Annotated in this window: 22 protein-coding genes and 1 riboswitch; all 22 genes read left to right on the top strand. The window is 40.8% G+C overall.

Annotated elements, in window-relative coordinates:
- The first annotated feature begins 61 nt into the window (after positions 1-61).
- The 22 genes from D6856_RS02690 (at position 62) to D6856_RS02590 (ending at position 22,698) form a co-directional block, all read left to right on the top strand.
- Positions 62-1,534 (top strand): methyl-accepting chemotaxis protein, encoded by a 1,473-nt coding sequence (locus D6856_RS02690; RefSeq protein WP_120685609.1) that lies wholly within the window; start codon positions 62-64, stop codon positions 1,532-1,534.
- A gap of 225 nt (positions 1,535-1,759) precedes the next feature.
- The gene (locus D6856_RS02685) at positions 1,760-2,821 is read left to right on the top strand and encodes a helix-turn-helix domain-containing protein (protein WP_120685608.1); all 1,062 of its coding nucleotides are present in this window, start codon (positions 1,760-1,762) and stop codon (positions 2,819-2,821) included.
- Between the two features lie 265 nt (positions 2,822-3,086).
- A complete protein-coding gene (locus tag D6856_RS02680; protein WP_120685607.1) occupies positions 3,087-3,812 on the top strand; it encodes a hypothetical protein in 726 nt (241 codons plus the stop codon).
- Between the two features lie 2 nt (positions 3,813-3,814).
- Positions 3,815-4,036, top strand: a complete 222-nt coding sequence (locus D6856_RS02675) for a hypothetical protein (RefSeq protein WP_120685606.1) — start codon at positions 3,815-3,817, stop codon at positions 4,034-4,036.
- A 71-nt stretch (positions 4,037-4,107) separates the two neighbouring features.
- A complete protein-coding gene (locus D6856_RS02670; protein WP_207667259.1) occupies positions 4,108-4,710 on the top strand; it encodes a CPBP family intramembrane glutamic endopeptidase in 603 nt (200 codons plus the stop codon).
- Positions 4,711-5,312: 602 nt separating this feature from the next.
- Positions 5,313-5,966 carry a nitroreductase family protein gene (locus tag D6856_RS02665; RefSeq protein WP_120685604.1) on the top strand — a complete coding sequence of 218 codons (654 nt, stop codon included), beginning with the start codon at positions 5,313-5,315 and terminating at the stop codon, positions 5,964-5,966.
- 182 nt (positions 5,967-6,148) lie between these two features.
- Positions 6,149-6,811 (top strand): DUF5688 family protein, encoded by a 663-nt coding sequence (locus tag D6856_RS15295; RefSeq protein WP_243114003.1) that lies wholly within the window; start codon positions 6,149-6,151, stop codon positions 6,809-6,811.
- Between the two features lie 68 nt (positions 6,812-6,879).
- Positions 6,880-7,476, top strand: a complete 597-nt coding sequence (locus D6856_RS02655; RefSeq protein WP_120685603.1) for a hypothetical protein — start codon at positions 6,880-6,882, stop codon at positions 7,474-7,476.
- Between the two features lie 2 nt (positions 7,477-7,478).
- Entirely contained in the window at positions 7,479-9,032 is a 1,554-nt protein-coding gene (locus D6856_RS02650; protein WP_158588799.1) for a caspase family protein, read from the top strand.
- Between the two features lie 286 nt (positions 9,033-9,318).
- The gene (locus D6856_RS02645) at positions 9,319-9,483 is read left to right on the top strand and encodes a Maff2 family mobile element protein (RefSeq protein ID WP_120685965.1); all 165 of its coding nucleotides are present in this window, start codon (positions 9,319-9,321) and stop codon (positions 9,481-9,483) included.
- A 511-nt stretch (positions 9,484-9,994) separates the two neighbouring features.
- Entirely contained in the window at positions 9,995-11,029 is a 1,035-nt protein-coding gene (locus tag D6856_RS02640; RefSeq protein WP_199704105.1) for a DUF5688 family protein, read from the top strand.
- Positions 11,029-11,163 (top strand): hypothetical protein, encoded by a 135-nt coding sequence (locus tag D6856_RS15425; RefSeq protein ID WP_256372400.1) that lies wholly within the window; start codon positions 11,029-11,031, stop codon positions 11,161-11,163. The genes D6856_RS02640 and D6856_RS15425 overlap by 1 nt, the downstream gene beginning before the upstream one ends.
- A complete protein-coding gene (locus tag D6856_RS02635) occupies positions 11,153-12,073 on the top strand; it encodes a DUF6017 domain-containing protein (RefSeq protein ID WP_120657721.1) in 921 nt (306 codons plus the stop codon). Before D6856_RS15425 ends, D6856_RS02635 begins: the two co-directional genes overlap by 11 nt.
- A 10-nt stretch (positions 12,074-12,083) precedes the next feature.
- Complete coding sequence (locus D6856_RS02630; RefSeq protein ID WP_120685601.1) at positions 12,084-12,908, top strand: ParA family protein; 825 nt, start codon at positions 12,084-12,086, stop codon at positions 12,906-12,908.
- A complete protein-coding gene (locus D6856_RS02625) occupies positions 12,865-13,800 on the top strand; it encodes a ParB/RepB/Spo0J family partition protein (RefSeq protein ID WP_120685600.1) in 936 nt (311 codons plus the stop codon). Before D6856_RS02630 ends, D6856_RS02625 begins: the two co-directional genes overlap by 44 nt.
- A gap of 12 nt (positions 13,801-13,812) precedes the next feature.
- Positions 13,813-14,292: a PcfB family protein gene (locus D6856_RS02620; RefSeq protein WP_120657718.1), complete on the top strand. Its 480-nt coding sequence runs from the start codon at positions 13,813-13,815 to the stop codon at positions 14,290-14,292.
- Entirely contained in the window at positions 14,289-16,034 is a 1,746-nt protein-coding gene (locus D6856_RS02615) for a VirD4-like conjugal transfer protein, CD1115 family (protein WP_120685599.1), read from the top strand. Before D6856_RS02620 ends, D6856_RS02615 begins: the two co-directional genes overlap by 4 nt.
- A 112-nt stretch (positions 16,035-16,146) precedes the next feature.
- Positions 16,147-17,763, top strand: a complete 1,617-nt coding sequence (locus tag D6856_RS02610; protein ID WP_120685598.1) for a hypothetical protein — start codon at positions 16,147-16,149, stop codon at positions 17,761-17,763.
- 145 nt (positions 17,764-17,908) lie between these two features.
- Positions 17,909-18,003: riboswitch (SAM riboswitch) on the top strand.
- A gap of 111 nt (positions 18,004-18,114) precedes the next feature.
- Positions 18,115-18,714 (top strand): hypothetical protein, encoded by a 600-nt coding sequence (locus tag D6856_RS02605; protein WP_120685597.1) that lies wholly within the window; start codon positions 18,115-18,117, stop codon positions 18,712-18,714.
- Positions 18,715-18,949: 235 nt separating this feature from the next.
- Positions 18,950-19,162, top strand: coding sequence for a Maff2 family mobile element protein (locus D6856_RS02600; RefSeq protein WP_120657715.1), 213 nt, complete (start codon positions 18,950-18,952; stop codon positions 19,160-19,162).
- A gap of 134 nt (positions 19,163-19,296) precedes the next feature.
- The gene (locus tag D6856_RS02595; RefSeq protein WP_120685596.1) at positions 19,297-20,163 is read left to right on the top strand and encodes a VirB6/TrbL-like conjugal transfer protein, CD1112 family; all 867 of its coding nucleotides are present in this window, start codon (positions 19,297-19,299) and stop codon (positions 20,161-20,163) included.
- A gap of 12 nt (positions 20,164-20,175) precedes the next feature.
- Positions 20,176-22,698 carry a VirB4-like conjugal transfer ATPase, CD1110 family gene (locus D6856_RS02590; RefSeq protein ID WP_243114002.1) on the top strand — a complete coding sequence of 841 codons (2,523 nt, stop codon included), beginning with the start codon at positions 20,176-20,178 and terminating at the stop codon, positions 22,696-22,698.
- Positions 22,699-22,700 lie beyond the last annotated feature (2 nt).

Raw genomic sequence — 22,700 nt, 5'->3', positions numbered from 1 at the left:
AAATGCGTTTGCGGAGTGATATAATTCTAGTGTGGACATTTTTTTATGGAGGGCTTCTTTTATGCAGGAAAATCACTTAAAGCGAACTTGTAAACTTCTTTTTATCATTCACGCAATTACGACATTCTTTTCCATAGTCGGACTAATCTCACAGCTTGCGGTTGCAGAACTTCCTCCCGTTATGGGAATTTTACCGCTTGTTCTTGTTATTGTGGTTTTCATTGCGGATTCACTTTATCATTTTATTGCCAAAAACGGACTGAAGTACATGAGACTTGTAGCTATCACGTATTCAGTCGTTTACTTTGCGATGCTTAACAGTGGAAACACTGCAACGACATATCCTTACATGATACCGTTCCTTATCATGTTTCTTATGTCGCTTGATAAATTAAGTGTGAGAATCGGAGTAATAGGATTTGCGATTTCCAACTTGGTTCGTGTAATCCTTACAATCTCATCTACCGCTGATATTACCGCAGATATCGAGCTTATCATGATCGAGACGATAATAACTATCCTTACTACGGTAACAATCGTTAAAGGACATACCCTTCTTACAAGATTCTTTACCGATTCGCTTAATGAAGTTACTACCGTTTCGGATAAGAATAAATCAATCACAGGTAAGATCACAGAGGTTGCGGAGAGCGTAGTTGAAGACGCCGCTTCGATAAGCGATGCGCTTAAGACAATCGGAGAGTCCGCATCACTTCTTGATGAGACCATGAGCAATATCATGGACGGAACTCAGCATACAGCTGAAGCGATCACCAATCAGACAGTACAGACACATGATATTCAGGATATCATTGATGATACCAAGAAGAGTGCCGAAAAAGTTGACGGTATAAATGCAGAGGCTGCGGAAGCTCTTAAGGAAGGTATGAGTGTTATGGAGTCCTTGTTTGAGGAAGCAGAAAAAGCCAGAAAGGCCGGAGATGATCTTCAGAAGGCTGCTGACGAGCTTCGTTCCAATACCGATGATGTTAGCGGAATTACCAGCATTATCCTTTCAATTTCATCACAGACTAACCTCCTTGCTCTTAATGCAAGTATCGAGGCTGCCAGAGCCGGCGAAGTAGGTAAGGGCTTTGCGGTAGTTGCCGATGAGATCAGAAATCTTGCCGAGCAGACCAAGAAACAGACTGAGAACATCACAAGTATCATCGAGGTTCTTACAGCCAACGCCGATACCGTTGCGGACTGCGCTACCACAAGTTCACAGTCGGCTAATCGCGAGACTGAATATACTCAGAACGCTTCCAAGAAATTCGAGTTCATTCAGGAAAAGCTTGCTGAGCTTGGTACCGCAATAGGCGATATCAGTAATTACATTTCATCACTCAGTAGCTCCAACAACGAGATCGTCGACAGTGCAAGTACATTGTCCGCGACCAGTGAGGAGATAAGCGCAAGCTCTGCTGAGGCTGCCAAGGCAAGTACACGTAACGTTGAGCTTATCGATCAGTTCAAAGAGTCGATGGACGGCATCATTGCCAAGATCACTGAGCTTCAGAAATATACCCAGTGATAAAAAAGAATATTAGGAAAAAGATATTGTGCCGAAGGCGTAAGCTTTCGGTACTTTTTTCATGTAATGGGAAATCCCTGCGACATAAATATGTCGGTGTTATAATATGAGCGTAGGTTAATAAAATTAAATTAATGTTAAGAGCTGTTCACTACCGCTTTTTTATCGGCACAGATATAATGATGGTCATAACCGGTTATATAAAAGGAAAGATTGGAGAAAATTATGCAGATAAATGAAGTTATAAGAAAATATAGAAAAGAAAAAAACATGACTCAGGAGGAAATGGCAAACAGACTCGGAGTGACCGCACCTGCAGTAAATAAGTGGGAAAGTGGCGCATCTATGCCTGATATAGCTCTTTTGGCTCCTATAGCAAGGCTGCTTGGCGTTTCACTTGATGAGCTTCTTTCATATAATGAGAGTCTTACTGAGATTGAAGAAGCAAACATCATCGGCGGAATATACGCAATACTGAATGCGGAGAAACCTGATGTTGTTTACCAAAGAATCGTGGACATAGCAAGAGAGTATCCTAACGCAGATAACCTCAATCTTACTCTTACGACGCTATTAAACGCAAGGTCTTTTCTCCTTACCGGAAAGGAAAGGAAGAAGTATGATGAATGGATTCAGAGTTCTTTCGAAAATCTTTTGCAGACCCATGATGAAAAGATTAATATGCAGGCAGCTGACGGCTTGTACTCATTTTTTATAACCAGAGAAAAGTATGAGGAAGCGGAAGGATGCCTTAAGTATTATTCGGATCAGAATCCTGATAGAAAGAGAAAGCTTGCGACAATATATGCCGGGACGGGCAAGTATGAAGAAGCATATAAAGCACTGGAGGAAGTTCTCTATTCAAATTATTCGACTTTAAGCGGATTGCTTTATGAGATTTATGGGGTCGCAGTCAAAACCGGAAATCTTGAAAAAGCCGAGGCGATAATAGAAAAAGAAAGTGCGTTTGCGGATCTTTTTGAGATGGGAGAGTATCATAAGAACGCCGGAAGGCTCAGCTTGGCGGTTAAAAAGAAGGATGCTAAAAAGGCACTTGAGCTCATGGACTTGTTATTTGAAAACGTTGATACTATGACAGATTACACGAAATCAAGCTTGTACGAGCATATGACCTTTAATGAAGCTCCGGGCGCATCTCAGATGGTTATCGTCACACTGCTCAAGCAGTACAAAGAGAGTGAGGATATGGAGTTCATCAGAAAAACACCCGAATGGGAAAAGTTTTTAAAGAAATGGGACACAATCCCCTTCCCTACGGTCCAATAAAATTTTGCATAGACCGGTACCCTGGGGACACCAGGACAGTACCGGTCTATTATTATCTATAAATAATGTGGATATGAAGGAGCATATCCAAGTATCTTGTTACAGTTTTTAATATAGCAAAGGATAACACAAAATGAATATCTGCAAAAAATTGGAGATAATTGGTCTTTTGTGACATAATACAGATAATAAAAACAGTAGATATGAAAGAGAAGTCCAAAAACAATACTGTAGTAAAAATCAAGAACAGGGGATTCTAAAGAGGATGGAACTAAAAAAAGTAACTTGTCCAAATTGTGGTAGTTCAGAAATAGAAAAGATAAACATAGAGCAGTATAAATGCCAATATTGTAAAACTACCTTCATGATAGATTATGACGAAGAGGATGCTGAGATTATTAGCAAGAAAACAGATCTGAAAATCCATCGTTCACGAATGATCTTTGCTGCGTCAGGCATATTATTTGCGCTGCTTCTTTTTGGAGGTCTATATTATAGTGACCAGACTTATAGTGAAACAGATGTAGCTCAGGAACGCTCTACAGAACCGGAGCTTCGATACTTGGATGCCTCGGATATTGAAGCTGGAATTGACCTGTCCGAATTCACAAAAGCTACGGACAGCTATGCAAAAAATGATGTTAAGGAAGTCTACACAGGCTCCTGGAAACAGACTGATGATCCCAAACTTGTTGGGGAATATCTTTTGAATTGTGATGACGGCAATATGCTCTGGTTCTTTTACGAGTACAGTTGGGCAAAAGATACTGGCGAGACCGACAAGCGCTATGTTGCAATCAGTTTTGAGGACATACGCATAACAGAAGATGGCAAAATCAAGTCCAATTACAACCCCAAAACAGACATGCATTCAGAATTATTAGGAAACTATCTGGTTTATGGCTATTTTGATTTTGATACTGCTTACAGAGTGAGCATTACCGCACATCCGGAATATAAAGTAACTAAAATAGAGCTTAGTAGGGGATAAACATGGGTAGAAAAATGACATTATCATTGAAATTTCTCATTGCTGCGATACTTTGCCTTTTGTTCGCCGTTTTATTTGGTTATACACTTAGAATGATAGAAACATTTCATAGGTTCAGCTTTATGGAAGTAATCATTTTCGGAACTATTGAAATATTCATGCTAAAGATTGCCCCAATTGCTCTTTTATTGATTGGTCTTGTAATGAAAGTGCTAAAAAAATAGTATAAAAAACTACCGATATATATTACAGTTTTATTGACGATGGAAATGGAAAGACGCGAGGTATGTTTGGAATGTTTATTAATGAATTCGTTGGCGCATTAGTACAGGTATTGCTATTTTCTTTGATTCCCCTGATCTTTTGGCTGATATTTGCCAGGAGAAAACAGAACTTTTTTAAGTGGATAGGAATTAAAAAGATCAAGCATGAAGGGAAATGGTGGGGAACAGCATGTGCAATCCTTATTGCTACGGGACTGTATATAGGCTTAACGTCATTTGCAATCCGTTTTCTTCCTGAAGGGGTGACCACCGCAGGCAGTGACTTTGCCGGCAAAGGATTTGCTGCATTTCCTGCTGTGCTGGCATATGGCTTTATCCGTACCGGATTATCCGAAGAAATAGTCTTCAGGGGTTTTTTATTAAAACGTTTAGGAGAAAAGGTTGGGTTCATCACCGGCAATATCATACAGGCAATCCTGTTTGGCATGATGCACGGAATTCCTTTTGGTTTAGCAACACACAATATACCTGTGACTATAGTAATGACTATACTTCCCGGTGCTTTTGGGTGGTTCCAGGGATGGATGAACGAAAAAAAATTTGGTGGGAGCATTATTCCAAGCTGGTTTTTGCATGGAACGATTAATGTCATAGTGGCGACAATAGCACTATAACTTGGAAGTTAATCGCACAAATTCAAATTTGTCGACCTAATTGAATATTGAACGTAACATAGAGCAGTTATCTCAAATTGAGATAGCTGCTTTTTATACTTGCTTTGCTAAAGCGCGTAAGGGAATTACGAGATTCTCGAGATGGAAGACGAATAGAATACCCAGGGTAGAGAAATAAATAGAAAATGAAACTAGGAATCGGGGAGGCCCCGTAATTTCACGTAGTTTCACATAATCTCCCAAACCCGCATATATTCTAACCTTTCGGAATTTTGAATTTCACGTAATCTTACACAATTTTACATATTTTTAATGCCATTGGCGTAAAGCTGGCGTAGTGCTGGCGTAAATAACAGGTGTAAGTGCATCCTCATGGAAGAAAAAATTGGTAAACCTAGGAGTGATAGTTTTACCAACATATTTTACATAGAGCAGTTATCTCGGAAGAGGTAACTGTTCTTTTTTTATGATTTTTTGAATAGTGTATTCTCTGATAGATAGAGATTCGATATAATTGAAAACAGTGAAATAAACAAATCGGGATTTGTAGGAATATTCATTTCTCTTATAAACAGGCACCAAGGTGCGAGGAGGTAAATAACATGGATATGAAGCAGGCAATGAAAGAACGTCATATGGTTCGAAAGTACACTGATGAACCTATTCCGGAGGATATCGTAGAAAAGTTGAATCATCGGGTAAGAGAGAATAATGAGCAGTATGGACTATCTATCAAATTGATGACCAATGATGATAGTGCTGTTCCCGGTGTGATCAAACTGATCCTCGCTAAGGGGGTCAACAATTTCTTTATCATGGCCGGGCCTGATGGTGCAGATGAACTGTGTGGATACTGTGGAGCTGATCTGATGCTTTACGCACAGACGCTGGGACTGAATACATGGTGGGTCGGAGGAACCTATAACCGAAAAGGAGCACAGGAAAAAATCGAAGGTGCAAAGCCCGTAGGAATCATCGCTGTTGGTTATGGCCAGACACAAGGTGTTCCACATAAGACAAAGACAGCAGAACAGGTCAGTTCATACGACGGAGAAGCACCACAGTGGTTTAAGAACGGCATTGAAGCAGCACTCTTGGCACCTACCGCACTGGCAAAACAGGCATTCACCATCAAAGGTAAAGGAAATAAGGTATCTATCTCCTGCGATAACGGCATCTTTACCGGTGTGGATACAGGTCTTGTGAAATACCACTTTGAGCTGGGAGCGGGAAAAGACAGCTTTGAATGGGTATGATTCCTAAGGTTGAGCATTACAGAAGTGTTTTTCTGGCTGAAAAATAAAAGCTGATAACTTCTGGTTTGTCGACCTAATTGAATATTGAACGTTACATAGAGCAGTTATCTCAGAAGAGATAGCTGTTCTTTTTTTGCGCTCATTTTGCGCGGTAACTATTCACTATTCTAAGGAGGTACGAAATGGAGTACGAGAAATTCAAAGAGCAGTTTGTGGAGGATTTGAAGGAGAGATTAGAAGCTGGAGGCGAGAAGTTCAGTGTCGACCTTAATGCGGTTCAGAAGATGAACCAGAATTATGAGGCAGTCACAGTAAAGCCTGAGGATGCAATCATCGGTGTAAATCTCAACATGACAGAAATCTACGAGCGTTATGACAGGGGCATGAGCTATGACACCTTGGTAAGAGAGGTGGCTGATAAGGCTGACAGAGCTCTTCATGATCGTCCGGATTTCAATCTTGAGGCGCTTCAAGATTACGACCAGATGAAGGAGAAGCTTTCAATGGAGGTGGTTTCAGCCGAGCGTAATGCAGACCTTTTGGAGAAGGTTCCCCATAAGGATATGGAGGATATGGCTGTTGTGTATCGATTTGTACTTGATAGTGATTCTGAGGGCAGAGGTTCTATTTTAGTAACCAATCAGCTCATGGATAACTATGGTATCACAGCAGATCAGCTTCGAGGAGTACGACCATTTTTGTCGGACAAATATGATGTAACCCAGCATCCGCTTTATAAGGAGACTGGTGAGTATGATGACAGGAACAAGTTGGATATCCAACGGTTCGTACATCAGACGCTGAAAGTCAAAAGTGGAGAAATGTTTGATGTGGTGAGGATTTAAGGTAACTTCAGCCCCTTTATTTAGATAAATACTGTATAATGAGTAAGTGTTGAAAGGGGTTGAAATTCATGGATAATAGACGACGAAAAATTATTAATTCAAGTACTGCAAGTGATAATATTTTAAAGTACATCAATGAGCAAGTTTTTATAAAAATATTTGAGCCGCATGATGTAAATGGTAAAGAACAATTAGAAGATTTTTTTGAACAAACAAAAGAAAATAATAATGTTACAAGTGAATTTGGATGTACATGGATATTATTAGAAAAGAAAGAAGATATTTATAAAGCAATAACACTAGGGCAATCTCAAAATATAAGAAATGAGTTGCTAGGAATTTATAGGGATATGCAGTCTATTTCCCTAAGTTCTGACAAAACTAAAAGAAAATATTACAGAGCTTTATATGAGAAAGATACTAATCTTTGTTTTTATATAGTTGATATTGATTTATACATGAATATCTATTGGAATAATTATAAAGATGATTCTCAAAACAATTTATTTTACGAAATTTCAAAAGATTATTTTGCAGAGGCGACGTTAGCTTATTTTACAGGGGCTATAGATTGGAACTATAGTTTTGGTGGTATGGATAAACGTTTTTATTTTCATCTTTTGGATATTCTTGAAGAAAAACAAAAAGATTTTAAGGAGCAATAAATTTGGAAAACAATAATGTTAAAGCACTTTTAGTTGGAGTGAGTGATTATAGCCAGATAGAACGTGATAAAGACTTGTATGGCGATAATGATGTTATGGTATTAAGTAATGCATTAAATAAAGGGTTAAAAATACCATACAGTAATATTAGGATTCTTGGGTTAGCATCAAGAACAGTTAACTATAATAGTTTTGTAGAGACATTAAAACAAGAATTATCAAAGATAAATGGAGGCGATACATTTATTTTCTATTTCTCAGGACATGGTGGGATTGATTGTACTGGAAATTCTATTCTATTTTTAAGTGATCGTCCTATTAGTAGTCAAGAGCTTATTTCTGTTTTTGACGAGAGTTTAGCCGGGACAAAAATTGTGTTAATAGATGCGTGTCATGCGGGATCTGGAAGTCTTACAGACAATAGTTTGGATGAAGAAAAATTTGCAACTAGTTTTATGGGTAAAGGAACCATTGTGATGGCTTCGTGTAGAAAAAATGAAAAGAGCACATATTTACCTAATGTAAATATTCCCGTGAGCGTTTATACCTCTGTATTATCTGGGGCATTCACCTCCAAATATTTAGTAAGAAATGGGTATATAGCAATGGAGGATATTGCACGGCATGTATCAGTAGCAGCGGAAGTATATAATAGAAAATATAGTGATATTCAACAGACGCCAATTTATTATTCAAATATAATTGGAGATGTTCGTTTTCATGTCGAAGAATACCATCCATACAATGCAAAAAAATACTATTCTGAGAATGAAGATTATATTGTTTACAATGTAGAGAATATTAGTACGGCAAGTACAAAGAGATATTCTGCAAAAATAATTTTAAAACATCCAGCAGATATAACAGCGGTTGCAGATATCAGCTCTATGGTTGTTAATGAACTGAAATATGTAGATGTATATAAAAGTGCAAAATCCGAAATAAAATGGAAAGGAAAAAACGCAAATATTATATTCATGTATTGGGGATATGATGAGATAGACATGGATGGGAATTTTGCTTTTAATTCTACGTGGGCAGAAACTAGTCAGGATAGAGCATGGTTCTATAGAGATAAGACTGAAATTAATGATATTGGAATTAAAGCTAATAATTCATATGATATGCTGCGTAAGTTTACTATTGAAAATACTGCTAATAAGGATGAACTTATAAAAGAAACAAGGCTTTTGTTAAATAGTCTTATAAATGCTGGGAACGAATTAATTAGTAAATTTAGAGCTTTTTTGAATGCTGAGTTTGATGAGAATAATTTTATAGAGAAAGCTTCTGATAGTTGTAATGAAATAGACAGGCTCTACTTTGAAATGTCTAACTTAGATATATCTCCAATAGAAATATCACGATGGACTAATTTGTGTATGTGTGTAGCCTGTGATATAAGTAATATGTCTTTATATTATAACGCAGAAATATTCAAAAACCGTACCGCTGACAATCGTAAAGCATGTATGGAAATGGAGATAAAGCATTATCAGCAGGATTTAATAGCTTTAAAAGATGAGGAGAAAAGACTAGGATTTACCATAGCTTAGAAAAACGATTAATTTAATTAGAATAATAAACTTACATAGACCAGTACCTCTTGAGACGCCCAGATTGATTCGTACTGGTCTATTATTATGCCCATTTTTAGCGCAAGAAATGGACATGAGCGTAACTATCAATTCATTTTCAAGAAAGGAAAATTCGGGAGCGCTACTTCCGAATAAAGGTATTTAGGGTAATCAGATCCTGGTGTAAAAAGGTGTTTAGGAAAATTAGAGATGGATGATGAAGCCGTTTAGGAAGAAAGCGAAACCTGGACCAGAAGAGAAAAATATGGCATTTTTCAATTCAGCAATCACAGTATTACAGACACTTGTTATCGCTCTTGGAGCAGGCTTAGGAGTATGGGGCGCGGTAAACCTTCTTGAGGGTTACGGCAACGACAACCCAAGTGCGAAGTCACAGGGGATGAAGCAGTTTATGGCCGGAGGTGTATGAAAGTTGTCACTACACGTTTTTACAAATCCGTCCTGACATGGTAATATATATTCGCTGTGTCAGGACTATTTTTATGTCATGATAGATAAATGGTGCCCGGCGTGGTACTCGGTACAATGAGCTGAGATAACAAATGGCTTAAATAAAGCATTTTTAGAAGGAGATATATAGAAAATGAAACTAGGAATCGTAGCAATCCGCCTATTTCACGTATTGTCACGTTTGGTTTCATATCCTGATATTTCCTAATGTTTCCCAAATCCCTATTTTACATAAATTCACGTAGAATCACGTGAAATAGATAATGCTGGTACAGAGATGGAACAAAATTGGTACAAAGATGCGTTCCTACGCCATTAAAGTATGGTAAACCTAGGGAGGGTAGTTTCACCAGGTTTTTTGATTTAATTTAATAGTGATCATTACATAGAGCAGTTATCTCAAAAGAGGTACCTGCTCTTTTTCTATGCCTTTTTGGCGGCAACAATTCACTTTCAGAAGGAGGTAGGCGATGAACTACGAAGAATTTAAAGACAAGGTTACAGAAGACGTAAAAAGAGAGCTTGAGAGTAGAACCGGAAAATCCTATGATGTGCAGACGCACTCGGTAGAGAAGATGAATGAGAACTATGATGCTCTTACCATTAAGCCTGAGGATGGGATTCTTGGTGTGAATCTTAATATCGGAGAGCTTTATAAGGCTCATGAAGAAGGGCACAGCTACGAGGATCTGATTGACAGCGCAGCTTCAAGAGCAGAATCAGCTCTTGAGAATCACCCTGATTTCAATCTTGAAGCCCTTCAGGACTACGACCACATGAAAGAGACTCTTTCCATGGAGGTTGTATCTGCAGCGCGTAACGCAGAGCTTCTTGATAAGGTTCCACACAAAGAGATCGAGGATATGGCTGTTGTGTACCGCTTTGTGGTTGATACCGGAGATGATGGCAGAGGTTCAATCCTCATCACTAACCAGCTCCTTGATAACTACGGCATCACAGCCCAGCAGCTCCATGAGGATGCTCTTAAGTATGCTCCTGTCATGAGACCAGCAGTCATCAAGACTATGTCAGAGACCCTTATGGAGATGATGGGACCTGAAGCTAAGGACATGATCCCCGTTATGCCAAGTGATCCTTTGTTCGTTGCCTCAGTACCTGACAAGATCCAGGGAGCCAGCGTAATCGCATATCAGGATTTCATGGATCAGGCTGCTGAGAGGGTCGGCGGCGACTTCTACATTTTGCCTTCATCGATTCATGAGGTTCTCCTTGTAAGAGACGACGGAACCATTGACCGCAGCAATCTTGAAGGCATGGTAAAAGAGGTAAATGAGACCCAGGTAGCGCCTGAAGATCTCCTTACGGACAGCGTTTACCACTACGATTCCAAGGACAAGGTATTTGAGCTTGCAGAAAAATACGAGGAGCGCATGGCATCAAAGCAGCGTGAATCAGTCATTGATAAGCTTGATGGAAAAAAGCGTGAGACCATTTCTCATGATTCTATCCCTCGTCCACGTGCCAGAGGAGGGGAAGCCTTGTAATGAAAAGAAAAGCAAGTAAGAAGCCCTCTGCTTGCGATGGTTGCCCTTACGGAAAGCATCAGCCATGCATTGGCTGGTGCACCCGTAAGATCATAGAAGAGATGAAAGAAAAGAGGAAGCGGCATGACGTTTGATTATTTTTACGGTCGGGAATCCGATCTTTTTTCATTTATGAGGGTTCCTAAAGCTCTTTTCACAGAGGAACGCTTTAAACGGCTATCTGCGGAATCGAAGCTTTTGTACGGACTTCTCCTGGACCGCATGTGCCTGTCTGCTGAAAACGGTTGGCTTGATGAAAAGAGGAGAGTCTTTATCGTCTACACCATTGATGAGGTTCAGACGAGCCTTAACTGCGGTAGCAAAAAAGCTGTAGCCATTATGAAAGAGCTTGAAGAATGCGGTCTTATTGAAAAGAAACGTCAGGGACTTAGCAGGCCCAATCTTATCTATGTAAAGAACTTTGCAACTGAACCGGAAGGAAAATTCAAGAATTGTCAAAAAGACAATTCAGGAGTTGTCCAAAGGGAAATTCAAGAATTGTCCAAAGCACAGTCAAATAATACTGAGCATAATAATACTGATTTTAGTGATACTGATTCTGTTCCCTTCGCTTCAAGGCCATTGCGTATCTATTCTGGCAGCGGTTCCTGTACCGAACAGAACAGAAGCGAAGAGATGGATGAAACAGAGCAGTATCGAAGGCTGATTGAAGAAAACATCTCTCTGGATATCTTAAAAGAGCGGTATCCACACGAGGCAGACTTCCTTGATGAGATAGCAGCTATCATCCTTGACGTTGTCGTCTCTTCCAGGGAAAAGATACTAGTTGGCAGAGAGCAGAAACCAATAAATCTGGTTAAGAGCCAGTTTTTAAAACTAAATAGTTTGCATATCGAGTATGTCTTGGAGCGGCTAAGTAAGAACACCACCGAGATCACAAATATGCGCCAGTACCTGATAGCAGTTTTGTATAACGCACCGCTTACCATGGATGCACATTACAAGTCTATGGTTAATCACGACATGGCGCATGGCTTGATATAAGGAGGAAACGATGAGTAAACCAACAGTAATAGCCCTTGTAAATCAAAAGGGCGGAACAGGAAAGACGCAGAGTACCGAGAATCTTGGAATTGGTCTTGCATCTGAAGGAAAGAAGGTACTGCTTGTGGATATGGACCCGCAGGGCTCACTTACCATAAGCCTTGGGCATCCAAGAGCAGATGATCTTCCGGTCACAATAGCAGATATCATGGCAAAGGTATTGCAGGAACAGCCTATAGAGCAAGGTGAAGGGATTCTTCATCATCCTGAAGGTGTCGACCTCATGCCGGCAAACATAGCTCTATCAGGCATGGAAGTGTCCCTTGTAAATGTCATGAGCAGGGAAAAGGTGTTAAAAGAGTACATCGACTCTGTGAAGAACAATTATGATTACGTCCTGATCGACTGCATGCCTTCCCTTGGAATGCTGACAGTTAATGCACTGGCAGCGGCAGATAAGCTGGTGATCCCGGTGCAGGCTCAGTATTTATCAGCTAAGGGCCTTGAGCAGCTTCTTCAGACTGTGAATAAGGTACGCAGGCAGATCAATCCTAAGTTAAAAATCGATGGCATTTTGTTGACTATGGTGGATAACCGAACCAATTATGCCAGGGATATCAGCAACCTTATTCGTGATACCTATGGAAGCAAGCTCAAGGTCTATAGCACTGAGATTCCTCATTCAGTGAGGGCGGCTGAGATAAGTGCAGAAGGCAAGAGCATCTTTGCGCATGATCCAAAGGGTAAAGTGGCAGAAGCCTACAAGAATCTGACAAAGGAGGTGCTAAAGAATGAAGAAAGAGCGCTCAAACATTCAGCTGAGCAGCTACGATGATATCTTTGGTGATAACAAGGCTGCGGAAGTCACAGCTGATCAGGTAGTAGAGATTCCCTTATCACAGCTTCATCCATTTAAGTATCATCCTTTTAAAGTCAGAGATGATGAGGAGATGGAAAAGACAGTTGAGTCCATCAGGGAGTTTGGCGTACTGACGCCAGCTATTTGCAGACCGGATGGAAAAGGAGGCTATGAGATCCTGTCAGGACATCGAAGACATCATGCCTGTGAGATAGCAGGGCTTGAAACACTTCCTTGCATCGTAAGGGAACTTGATGATGATGCAGCCACAATACTCATGGTCGATAGCAATCTTCAGAGAGAGGAAATCCTTCCAAGTGAGAGAGCCTTTGCTTATAAGATGAAGCTGGATGCGATGAAGAGACAGGGACGAAGATCTGATTTAGAGGCAGGAATAACTTCCACCCAAGTTGGGCGGAAGTTAGAATCAGCAGAAATATTGGGACAACAAGTTGGAGAGAGTAAGAATCAGGTAAGACGATATATTTCACTTACCAACCTCATCCCCGAACTCCTCGACATGGTAGATGAAAAGGTCATCGGCTTAAATACCGGAGTAACACTTTCGTTTCTCGATGATAAGCAGCAAAAAGAACTGTTATCAGCCATGGACTATGCTCAGGCAGTTCCATCACTTGAACAGGCACAGCGCATCAAGAAGCTTGCTCAGAATAATGAGATCTCACAGGAAGGAATGAACATCATTCTTTCTGAAGAGAAGAAAACAGATGTAGACCGTGTAACTTTAAAACACGACACCCTTAAGAAATATTTCCCTAAGTCATATACGCCAAAGCAGATGGAGGATACCATCATTAAGCTTCTTGATCAATGGCAGAAGAAACGTAACAGGGAGATGAGCCTGTAAGGAGGTGATCACATGCAGGAAGAGATAGAAGAGAAAACCGTGAGACTTGCCATTTCAGGAACAAGGCTCACAGCCAGAGCTATAGTATCTGCAATCAGAGCATATCTAAGACACCGTGCTAATAGAAACCTCGCATCCATAGACGAGCACATCCAGGGCAAACAGTCCATTGATGAGCTTGTTAAGCAGAATCAGGGCGTTAGCAGCATGGTTGTTGGAGATGCAGGCATCAGAGATTTTGAAAAGATAGCCAAGAAGTACGGCGTTGATTTCGCCATCATGAAGGACAAGAGTGAAAAGCCAGCCGTCTACACAGCTTTTTTCAAAGCAAGAGATACAGATGCCATGGAGGCAGTAGTCAATGAATACAGCAAGAAGATGATGAAGATCAAAACAAGGCCGAGCGTAATAGCCAAGCTGAAGCACTTCATTGATATTGCCAAGAACCAGCCAATGAAGAACAGAAACAGAGCACAGGAGATGACGCGATGACTAAGAAACAAAAACGCTTCATCCTGCTGAATATCCCTTATCTGCTGGTAGGAATACTTGCGACAAACTTAGGAGAGGCTTGGAGGCTGTCCCAGACAGTGGATGCAGTTAATGAGGTAGCGGCGCTGGCAAAGACCATACCTATTGCATTCTCTAATCCCATGCCAAGCCTTGTTCCCTTTGACCTTATCATAGGTATTATCTGCGGAGCAGTCCTTAAGATAGTAGTTTTTATCAAAGGGAAAAACGCCAAGAAATACCGCCACGGTGCAGAGTATGGAACTGCCAGATGGGGAAATGCGCAGGATATAGAGCCCTTTATGGCTCCCAATTTTAAGGATAATATCATCCTTACACAGACAGAGCGGCTCATGATGAACAGTCGCCCTAAAAGTCCAAAGTATGCAAGAAATAAAAATGTATTGGTAACAGGAGGATCTGGTTCAGGTAAGACCAGGTTCTTTTTAATTCCTAACCTTTTGCAGATGCATTCAAGCTATGTAGTAACTGATCCTAAGGGAGATGTGGTCATCAATACAGGCAAGACCCTGCTCCATCATGGATATAAGGTGAAAATCTTCAACACCATCAATTTTGGTAAGAGCATGCACTACAATCCATTTGCCTACATCCGCTGCGATAATGACATCCTAAAGCTTGTGAACACCCTTATCGCAAATACAAAAGGCGATGGCAAGGCAGGGGATGAGTTCTGGCAAAAAGCCGAGACTCTTTTGTACTGCGCACTCATTGGATATATCCATTATGAAGCTCCCGAAGAAGAGCAGAACTTTAACACCCTCCTTGAGTTCCTGAACGCATCGGAAGTCAGAGAAGATGACGAAGACTACGAGAATCCGGTAGATATGATGTTTAATGAGCTTGAGAAAAAGAATCCCAAGCACTTTGCGGTAAGACAGTACAAGAAGTACAAGCTGGCAGCCGGGAAAACAGCTAAGTCCATCCTTGTCAGCTGTGGTGCCCGCCTTGCGCCATTTGATCTTGATCAGGTGCGAGAGATCACCATGTATGATGAGCTTGAGCTCGATACCCTGGGAGATAGGAAGACAGCTCTTTTTCTTGTAATGAGTGATACGGACCCGACCTTCAACTTCCTGATATCCATGATTTATAGCCAGCTTTTCAACCTGCTGTGCGATAAAGCCTACAACGTCTATAAGGGAAGACTTCCGGTTCATGTGCGCTGCCTTATCGATGAGACAGCCAATATCGGCCAGATTCCTAATCTGGAGAAGCTTGTAGCCACCATCCGAAGTCGTGAGATCAGCGCATGTCTCTTCCTTCAGGCTAAGTCCCAGCTTAAGGCAATCTATAAGGACAACGCCGATACCATAATCGGCAATATGGATTCACAGATCTTTCTTGGCGGCACAGAGCCTACCACGTTAAAAGACCTGTCTCAGGCTCTGGGAAAAGAGACTATCGATATGTATTCCACAGGCGAAAGCCGCGGCAACAATCCTTCATACTCCATGAACTACCAAAAGAGCGGCAAGGATCTCATGACAATAGACGAGCTTGCAGTCATGGATGGCGACAAGTGCATCTTGCAGCTTCGCGGTGTACGACCATTTTTGTCGGACAAATATGATATAACCCAGCACCCACTGTATAAGGAGACTGGCGAGTATGATGACAGGAATAAGCTCGATATTGAGAAGTTTGTGCATCAGACTTTCAAGGTGAAAAGTGGAGAGATGTTTGATGTGATGAGGCTTTAAATCATTTTATGCACCTCTTCTTACATGAAATAAGATATAATAAAATGTGCGGGGAGGTGCTTATTTACTGCATCTTTGCTAGATGGATTATCTGCTGGAGGATATATGCTAAATGGGTGAATTGGAAGAGTTATATTTTCAAAAAGAGAACGAAAAAATAGTAAGAAATGAATTGGGGAAGGGGCAATGGATACAGGTATCTGGTAAAAAAATTATTAATCATGCAGATGCTACTTTTTGGTGCGGATTAGTTAAAGTGGATAAGGTAGATACTGTATTTCGTGATGTTGGATGGGATATTGATAATAGAATTGGTTATCCAGGCTTTCTATATGACGAAGGTGATGATTCACAGTATTATAAAAATTGCAACGAGGATGAAGGTAAGGAAGCTTTATTATATGAACGAGACTATTATGGGATTAAACCATCCACTATAGAAGTGGCAGAGGAATTTAGACTTATCAATAACCTTTATTATGAAGAAAATGATAAGTCTTACTATTCTATAAAAGAAGATGGACAATGTGATCAGGCTGTAAGAATCGAAGGGAATGCAGTTTTTATCAAATTGAATTATCTTATGCGATATATTGCAGCAAAACAGATGGCATTAGTTCTTTTCTTTGATATACGTTTTGAAGTGAAAGGTAGTCTAGAAGAAAATGGGTTAAAAGAGTTTTATGGTAAAGATATCAAAGAAAAAAATATATTTTATTCTATTAATGGTGGAGAACTATCTTTCCCAAGGAAGTCTTTTAGTCGTTTGCTTGGTAAAAAAGTATTTATGCCACGAGACAAAAAAACATGTGGTTACTGGCCTTTTGAAAAAGAAAGAAAATATGTTGATTATATAATTGGTTCAGATGAGTACGGTGAACCAATTACTTTTAATTCGAATCCTGACAAACTTGGAAATTACTTTGGAGGGAATCCGACAGCACCACATTATTTAACACCTGTCTTTTTTAAGAAAGATGTATTACACAAGTATATGTCAGAACCTTCAAGATTTACGATTAAAGATGGATATTTATCATGTGGTTATTTGTGGGGGCTGAGCATTGATGTAGACCATAAGGATTATGTAATGGTATATTTGGGAGATTTGGGGAGAGATTTGCCGGAATGCGAGCAGGATCATTGGAAAAGTTATAATGTTCTGACAGACGAAAAAATAAGTAAATCAAGTTTTATGAGAGATTTTATGAATGTAGCATCATCACCAGAGATTGCTGATGTAAAGTTTAGAAATAAATATAAGTCTCTAAATGATAAGTGGGAAAAAGAGCTTGACTGGCCGCTTTTCAATCCTTTAGCTGACGGAGATGAATATAATCTCGAAAATATAAGGATTCCACTAAGTCAAAGTCAGGAAGAGTTTGATCAGCAGGTACTAGCATTAAATAAGACCCTGGTAGATTCATTAAATGAGAAAAAAATAGGAAAAGATATTACTCTTCAAGATGGCATGAAAGGAATTTCAAAATTGGAAGAATGGTTGCGAAATAAGAATTGTAATGGCTTTGAAAAGCATATTTCATTTTTAAGAGATTTACAGGAACTAAGATCTGCAGGTACAGGACATAGAAAAGGTAAGGGATATATAAAAATATCAGAGAAATTTGGATTATCAGACACTGATAAAAAATCGGATTTTGAAGGGATTTTAAAGGAAGCGATAGCTTTTCTTGATTATATGGAATCGATTTTAGAAAGTATTGCTTGATACCTGATTATATATTACATAGGCCAGTACTTATGGTGCCAAGAAAGTGCTGGTCTATTAAAAACAAAGGGTAAAATCTTTGTAAACAATATCCATACCATATTGAATTTGACATTGCATGATGTTATATTCAAGACAAATAAGAAACCTATGAAGAGTGCGCGAGGGACAAGCCCTATGACCGCACGACAACCTGCCACAAATATTGGTGGTAAGGTGCCAAAGCTTGATCGATGGGTGTGGACTATTTCGTAGTTAGGACTCATCGAGACGATGGGTCTTTTTTGTTGGATTTCCAACGGGAAAGATGTCTTTAGCTGCCCTCTTTATAGTAGATAAGGAGAAGAGAATATGAGTAATGAAAGGAAACTTAAGGAAGGCGCAGCGACATTCTATATTTATGACAAAGAATTGCATCATAAAGATGATGACCCGTTTATTGTTTGGCTAAAATCTGAAGGTTTTAAAGCAGAGTACTTTGGCCATGGGAATGTTGATAATGCAATTTATGTAAATATCAATTCAAAAGTATACACATGGGGAATGGCTGGAGTTAGTTTGAGCGCTGTTGTTGGAAATCATGCAATACACATCGATGAGTTTAAGAAAATCTATGAGATTTTTAAGAAATACAGTGGATTTACTTTCTCAATCTACACTGAGGAAGACCAGAGAGCATATGATGATTATATGGCTCAAATACCTATTCTTAAAGAACAAGCAGAAAAGTCCAGAAAAGAGTATTTTTCTAAAAATCCAACTTACGAAGAATGGTGCCATGATGTGGCTTGTAAAATTATGGAAGATGAGTGGTATAGCCAGTATACTTCAATGGAAAAAATATATGATGACATGAAGGACAAGTTTATAGAAAGCGAATTAAGATTTGATTTTAGTGAAAAAAAACTACCAGCTGAAATTGCATGCGAATGGTGGATCATAACGTTTTGAATTCTTACATAGACCAGTACCCTGGGGACGCCCAGACAGTGCTGGTCTATTTCTATGCCCAAAATCATATGCGCAGTGATGGGGCACGAAACTATCAATCACATTTTAAAAGAAAGGGAAATTCGGAGGCTCGCGCTTCCGGATGAAGGTATGACGAATGAAGGTATTTAGTCGGATCAAGGATTTAATAATGAAGGTGAGAAGGAGGCTTGCGAGGAACCGAAAAGGTAACAGTATGGAATTTTTCCAGAGTTCAATTCAGGTACTTGAAACACTCGTAGTCGCACTTGGTGCAGGTCTTGGAGCATGGGGCGTTGTTAACCTCCTTGAGGGGTATGGCAACGACAATCCGGGCGCAAAGTCACAGGGAATGAAGCAGCTCATGGCTGGCGGTGGAGTATGTCTTCTCGGCACACAGCTCATTCCTCTTCTCGCAGGATTGTTCTAAGAACCGCGTTTACGGGCAGTAGGAGCCCAGACCGTGCAAGAACAATTGCACAGTCTGACCTCCCCGAGCTGGCAAGAACAAGTTGCCAGCTCAGAACCGCCCGCAAACTACAACCAAGTTAAGGAGATCATCACATGGAAAGAATTTTCGAGCAGATGACCTCTTGGATTAAGGGATGGATTGTTGATGCGCTGATGGTGCTGCTTGAAGGCATGTTTGACAGTATCAACGATCAGGTTGGACAGGTAGCAAGCGATGTAGCTACGAGCCCGGCGAGTTTTACGCCGGGCGTATTCGACCTGATGAAGCAGGTATCCAATAACGCGATCATGCCAATAGCAGGAATGGTCCTGACGTTCATTGCCTGCTACGAGCTGATACAGCTGGTCATCGCCCACAACAATCTGGCAAACTTTGAAACCTGGATATTCTTCAAATGGATATTCAAGACCTGTATAGCAGTAATGCTCATCACAAACTGCTTTGATATCACAATGGCGATATTTGACGTTGCAGGGAATGTCATCACCAACAGCGGAGGCATTATCCAAAGTTCCACCGCAGTAAACGGATCGCAACTTGAGACCCTACGCGAGACCTTAGAAGCAATGGACATCGGAGGACTTCTTTCAATGTTTGGAGAGATCTTCCTCATAAACATCGGAATCAAGATCATGTCCATGATGGTATTCCTCGTTATCTATGGCCGAATGATTGAGATTTATCTCATGATCAGCCTTGCGCCGCTTCCATTTTCAACCTTTGGCAACAAGGAGCAGAGCATGGTGGGACAGAACTACGTAAAGAGCCTTGTAGCCCTTGGCTTTCAGGGATTCCTTATTCTCATATGCGTAGGTATCTATGCCGTGCTGATCCAGAACGTCACAATCTCAGATGATGTCGTAGGCTCTTTGTGGGGAATCATGGGTTACAACATTCTGCTAGTGTTTGCTCTGTTCAAGACAGGCACCTTATCCAAGAGAATTTTTTCAGCACAATAAGGAAGGATGATTATGGCAATAAGAGTAAATGTGCCAAGAGATTTATCCAGGGTAAAAGAGAAGGTGGCATTCAATCTCACCAAAAGGCAGCTCCTATGCTTTTCGCTCGCCGGAATGATTGGACTTCCCACCTTTTTTCTTGTTAAAAGCGTATCTGAAAACGTAAGCTGCGCCACATTTATCATGATGGCTGTCATGATGCCAATGTTTTTCATGGCCATGTATGAGAAAAATGGGGAGAGCATAGAGCGCATAATTCAACACGCTATTGATTGGAAAAAGAGAAAAAGAAACCCCGATGAGGATAAGTATTCATGGCAGATGTTTAAGAACGGTATCTGCAGAGCAGATGAAAACTTCTATTCGAAGACCATGAGCTTTTCAGATATCAATTACAAGCTTGCTACCGATGAGGATCAGCAGGCTATTTTTGACAATTGGAGGAAGTTCCTTAACTTCTTCGACAGCTCAGTTTCCTTTGAGCTTACCTTTGTGAACGTAACCAAGGATGAAGCCAAGTTCTACGAGACAATCCGTATCAAGGAAAGAGACGATGGCTTTGATGATGTAAGGGCTGAGTATTCAGAGATGCTAAACAGGCAGCTTGAAAAAGGTAACAACGGCCTTGAGAAATCCAAGTACATTACCTTTGGCATAAACGCAAAGTCCATCAAGGATGCCAAGCCAAGACTAAGAGCCATAGAAAGCGACATCCTAAATAACTTCAAAAAGCTCGATGTAAAAGCAAAGCCCCTTAATGGAAAAGAGCGTATCGACCTTATCAGGGAGATACAGCGCCTTGGCGGCGAAACAAACGACCCGCTGAAATACCCAACCAAGAACACCATACGCACCAAGACAAGGTATGCGACAATTTCAGCCTTTTCCTATGATGCACCAACCATGGAAGACAGATTCCTTATGGAGCTTCAAAACTCAGATTCATCTCAGGTCATCAGCATCCACCTGCAGTCCATCAACCAGAACGACGCTATCAAGAGGGTAAAAAGAACTATAACCAGCATCGATTCTACCAAGATCGACGAGCAGAAAAAGGCTGTTCGTTCCGGCTATGACATGGATCTGATCCCGGGAGACCTTGTGACCTATGGAAAAGACGCAAACTCATTCCTTCAGGACTTGCAGGATCAGAACGAGCGAATGTTCAAGATGACATTCCTTATCATGAACACCGCAGGCTCCCAGATAGAGCTTAAGAACAACTATCTGCAATCATCAAGCATGGCCCAGCAGTTTAACTGCGACACCTTCAAGCTGGACTATCGCCAGGAACAGGCCCTAATGACCTGCCTTCCACTTGCCAAGGACTGGATCAACGTAGACAGAAGCCTTACCACAAGCTCTGTAGGCATCTTCATTCCATTTACAACCCAGGAACTCATGCAGACAGGCGAAGAAGCTCTTTACTACGGCCTTAACGCCTTATCTCAGAACATCATCATGGCAGACAGAAAGAGCCTCTCTAACCCTAACGGCATGATCCTTGGTAAGCCTGGCTTTGGTAAGTCATTCTCAGCAAAGAGAGAAATGAGTAACGTAATTCTCTCCACAGATGATGACATCATGATCTGTGACCCTGAGCAGGAGTACTCGGCACTGGTTAAGAAGTTCAACGGTCAGGTTATTCATATCAGTCAGAAATCCAAGCAGTACATCAATCCTATGGATATCAACGAGAACTATTCAGATGGCGACGATCCGGTATCCCTGAAGGCTGAGTTTATCTTATCCCTCTTTGAGCTCATCATGGATGGCAAGGGAGGTCTCGGTCCTGTGGAGAAGACCGTTATCGACCGCTGCATCCATAAGATCTACGAGAAGTACTTCAAGGAACCTATACCGGAGAACATGCCAATCCTTGCTGACCTCTACAACGCACTTATGGATCAGGAAGAAAAAGAAGCTACAGAAGTGGCAACAGCCCTTGAAATCTATGTATTTGGTTCCCTAAATGTTTTCAACAACCATACCAACGTAGATATCAATAACAGAATCGTCTGCTATGACATCAAGGATCTTGGTAAGCAGCTCAAAAAGCTAGGTATGCTCATAGTTCAGGATCAGGTCTGGGGCCGCGTTACCGCAAACAGAAGCGTTGGTAAGGCTACCCGCTACTACATGGACGAGTTCCACCTGCTCCTTCGTGATAAGCAGACAGCCAGCTACAGCGCAGAGATTTATAAGCGTTTCCGTAAGTGGGGCGGCATACCCACAGCCATAACTCAGAACGTAAAAGACCTTCTGGAGTCATCAGAGGTCGAGAACATTTTCGAGAACTGCGAATTTATCTACATGCTCAATCAGGCACCGGGAGACAGAGCAATCCTTGCCAAAAAGCTAGGCATCAGTAAGTATCAGCTTTCCTATGTTGAAAAAGCTGAGCAGGGCGAAGGACTTCTTGTATTCGGAAGCCTTATTTTGCCATTTAAGGATCAGTTCCCTGAAGACCTTGAACTTTACAAGATCATGACCACTAAGCCAAAGGAGGTTGCTGCCTGGCAGAAAGGAGTATAATC

The organism is Butyrivibrio sp. XB500-5, from assembly GCF_003625505.1.
Classification (GTDB): domain Bacteria; phylum Bacillota; class Clostridia; order Lachnospirales; family Lachnospiraceae; genus Butyrivibrio.
This window is presented reverse-complemented; position numbering and strand designations above follow the sequence as displayed.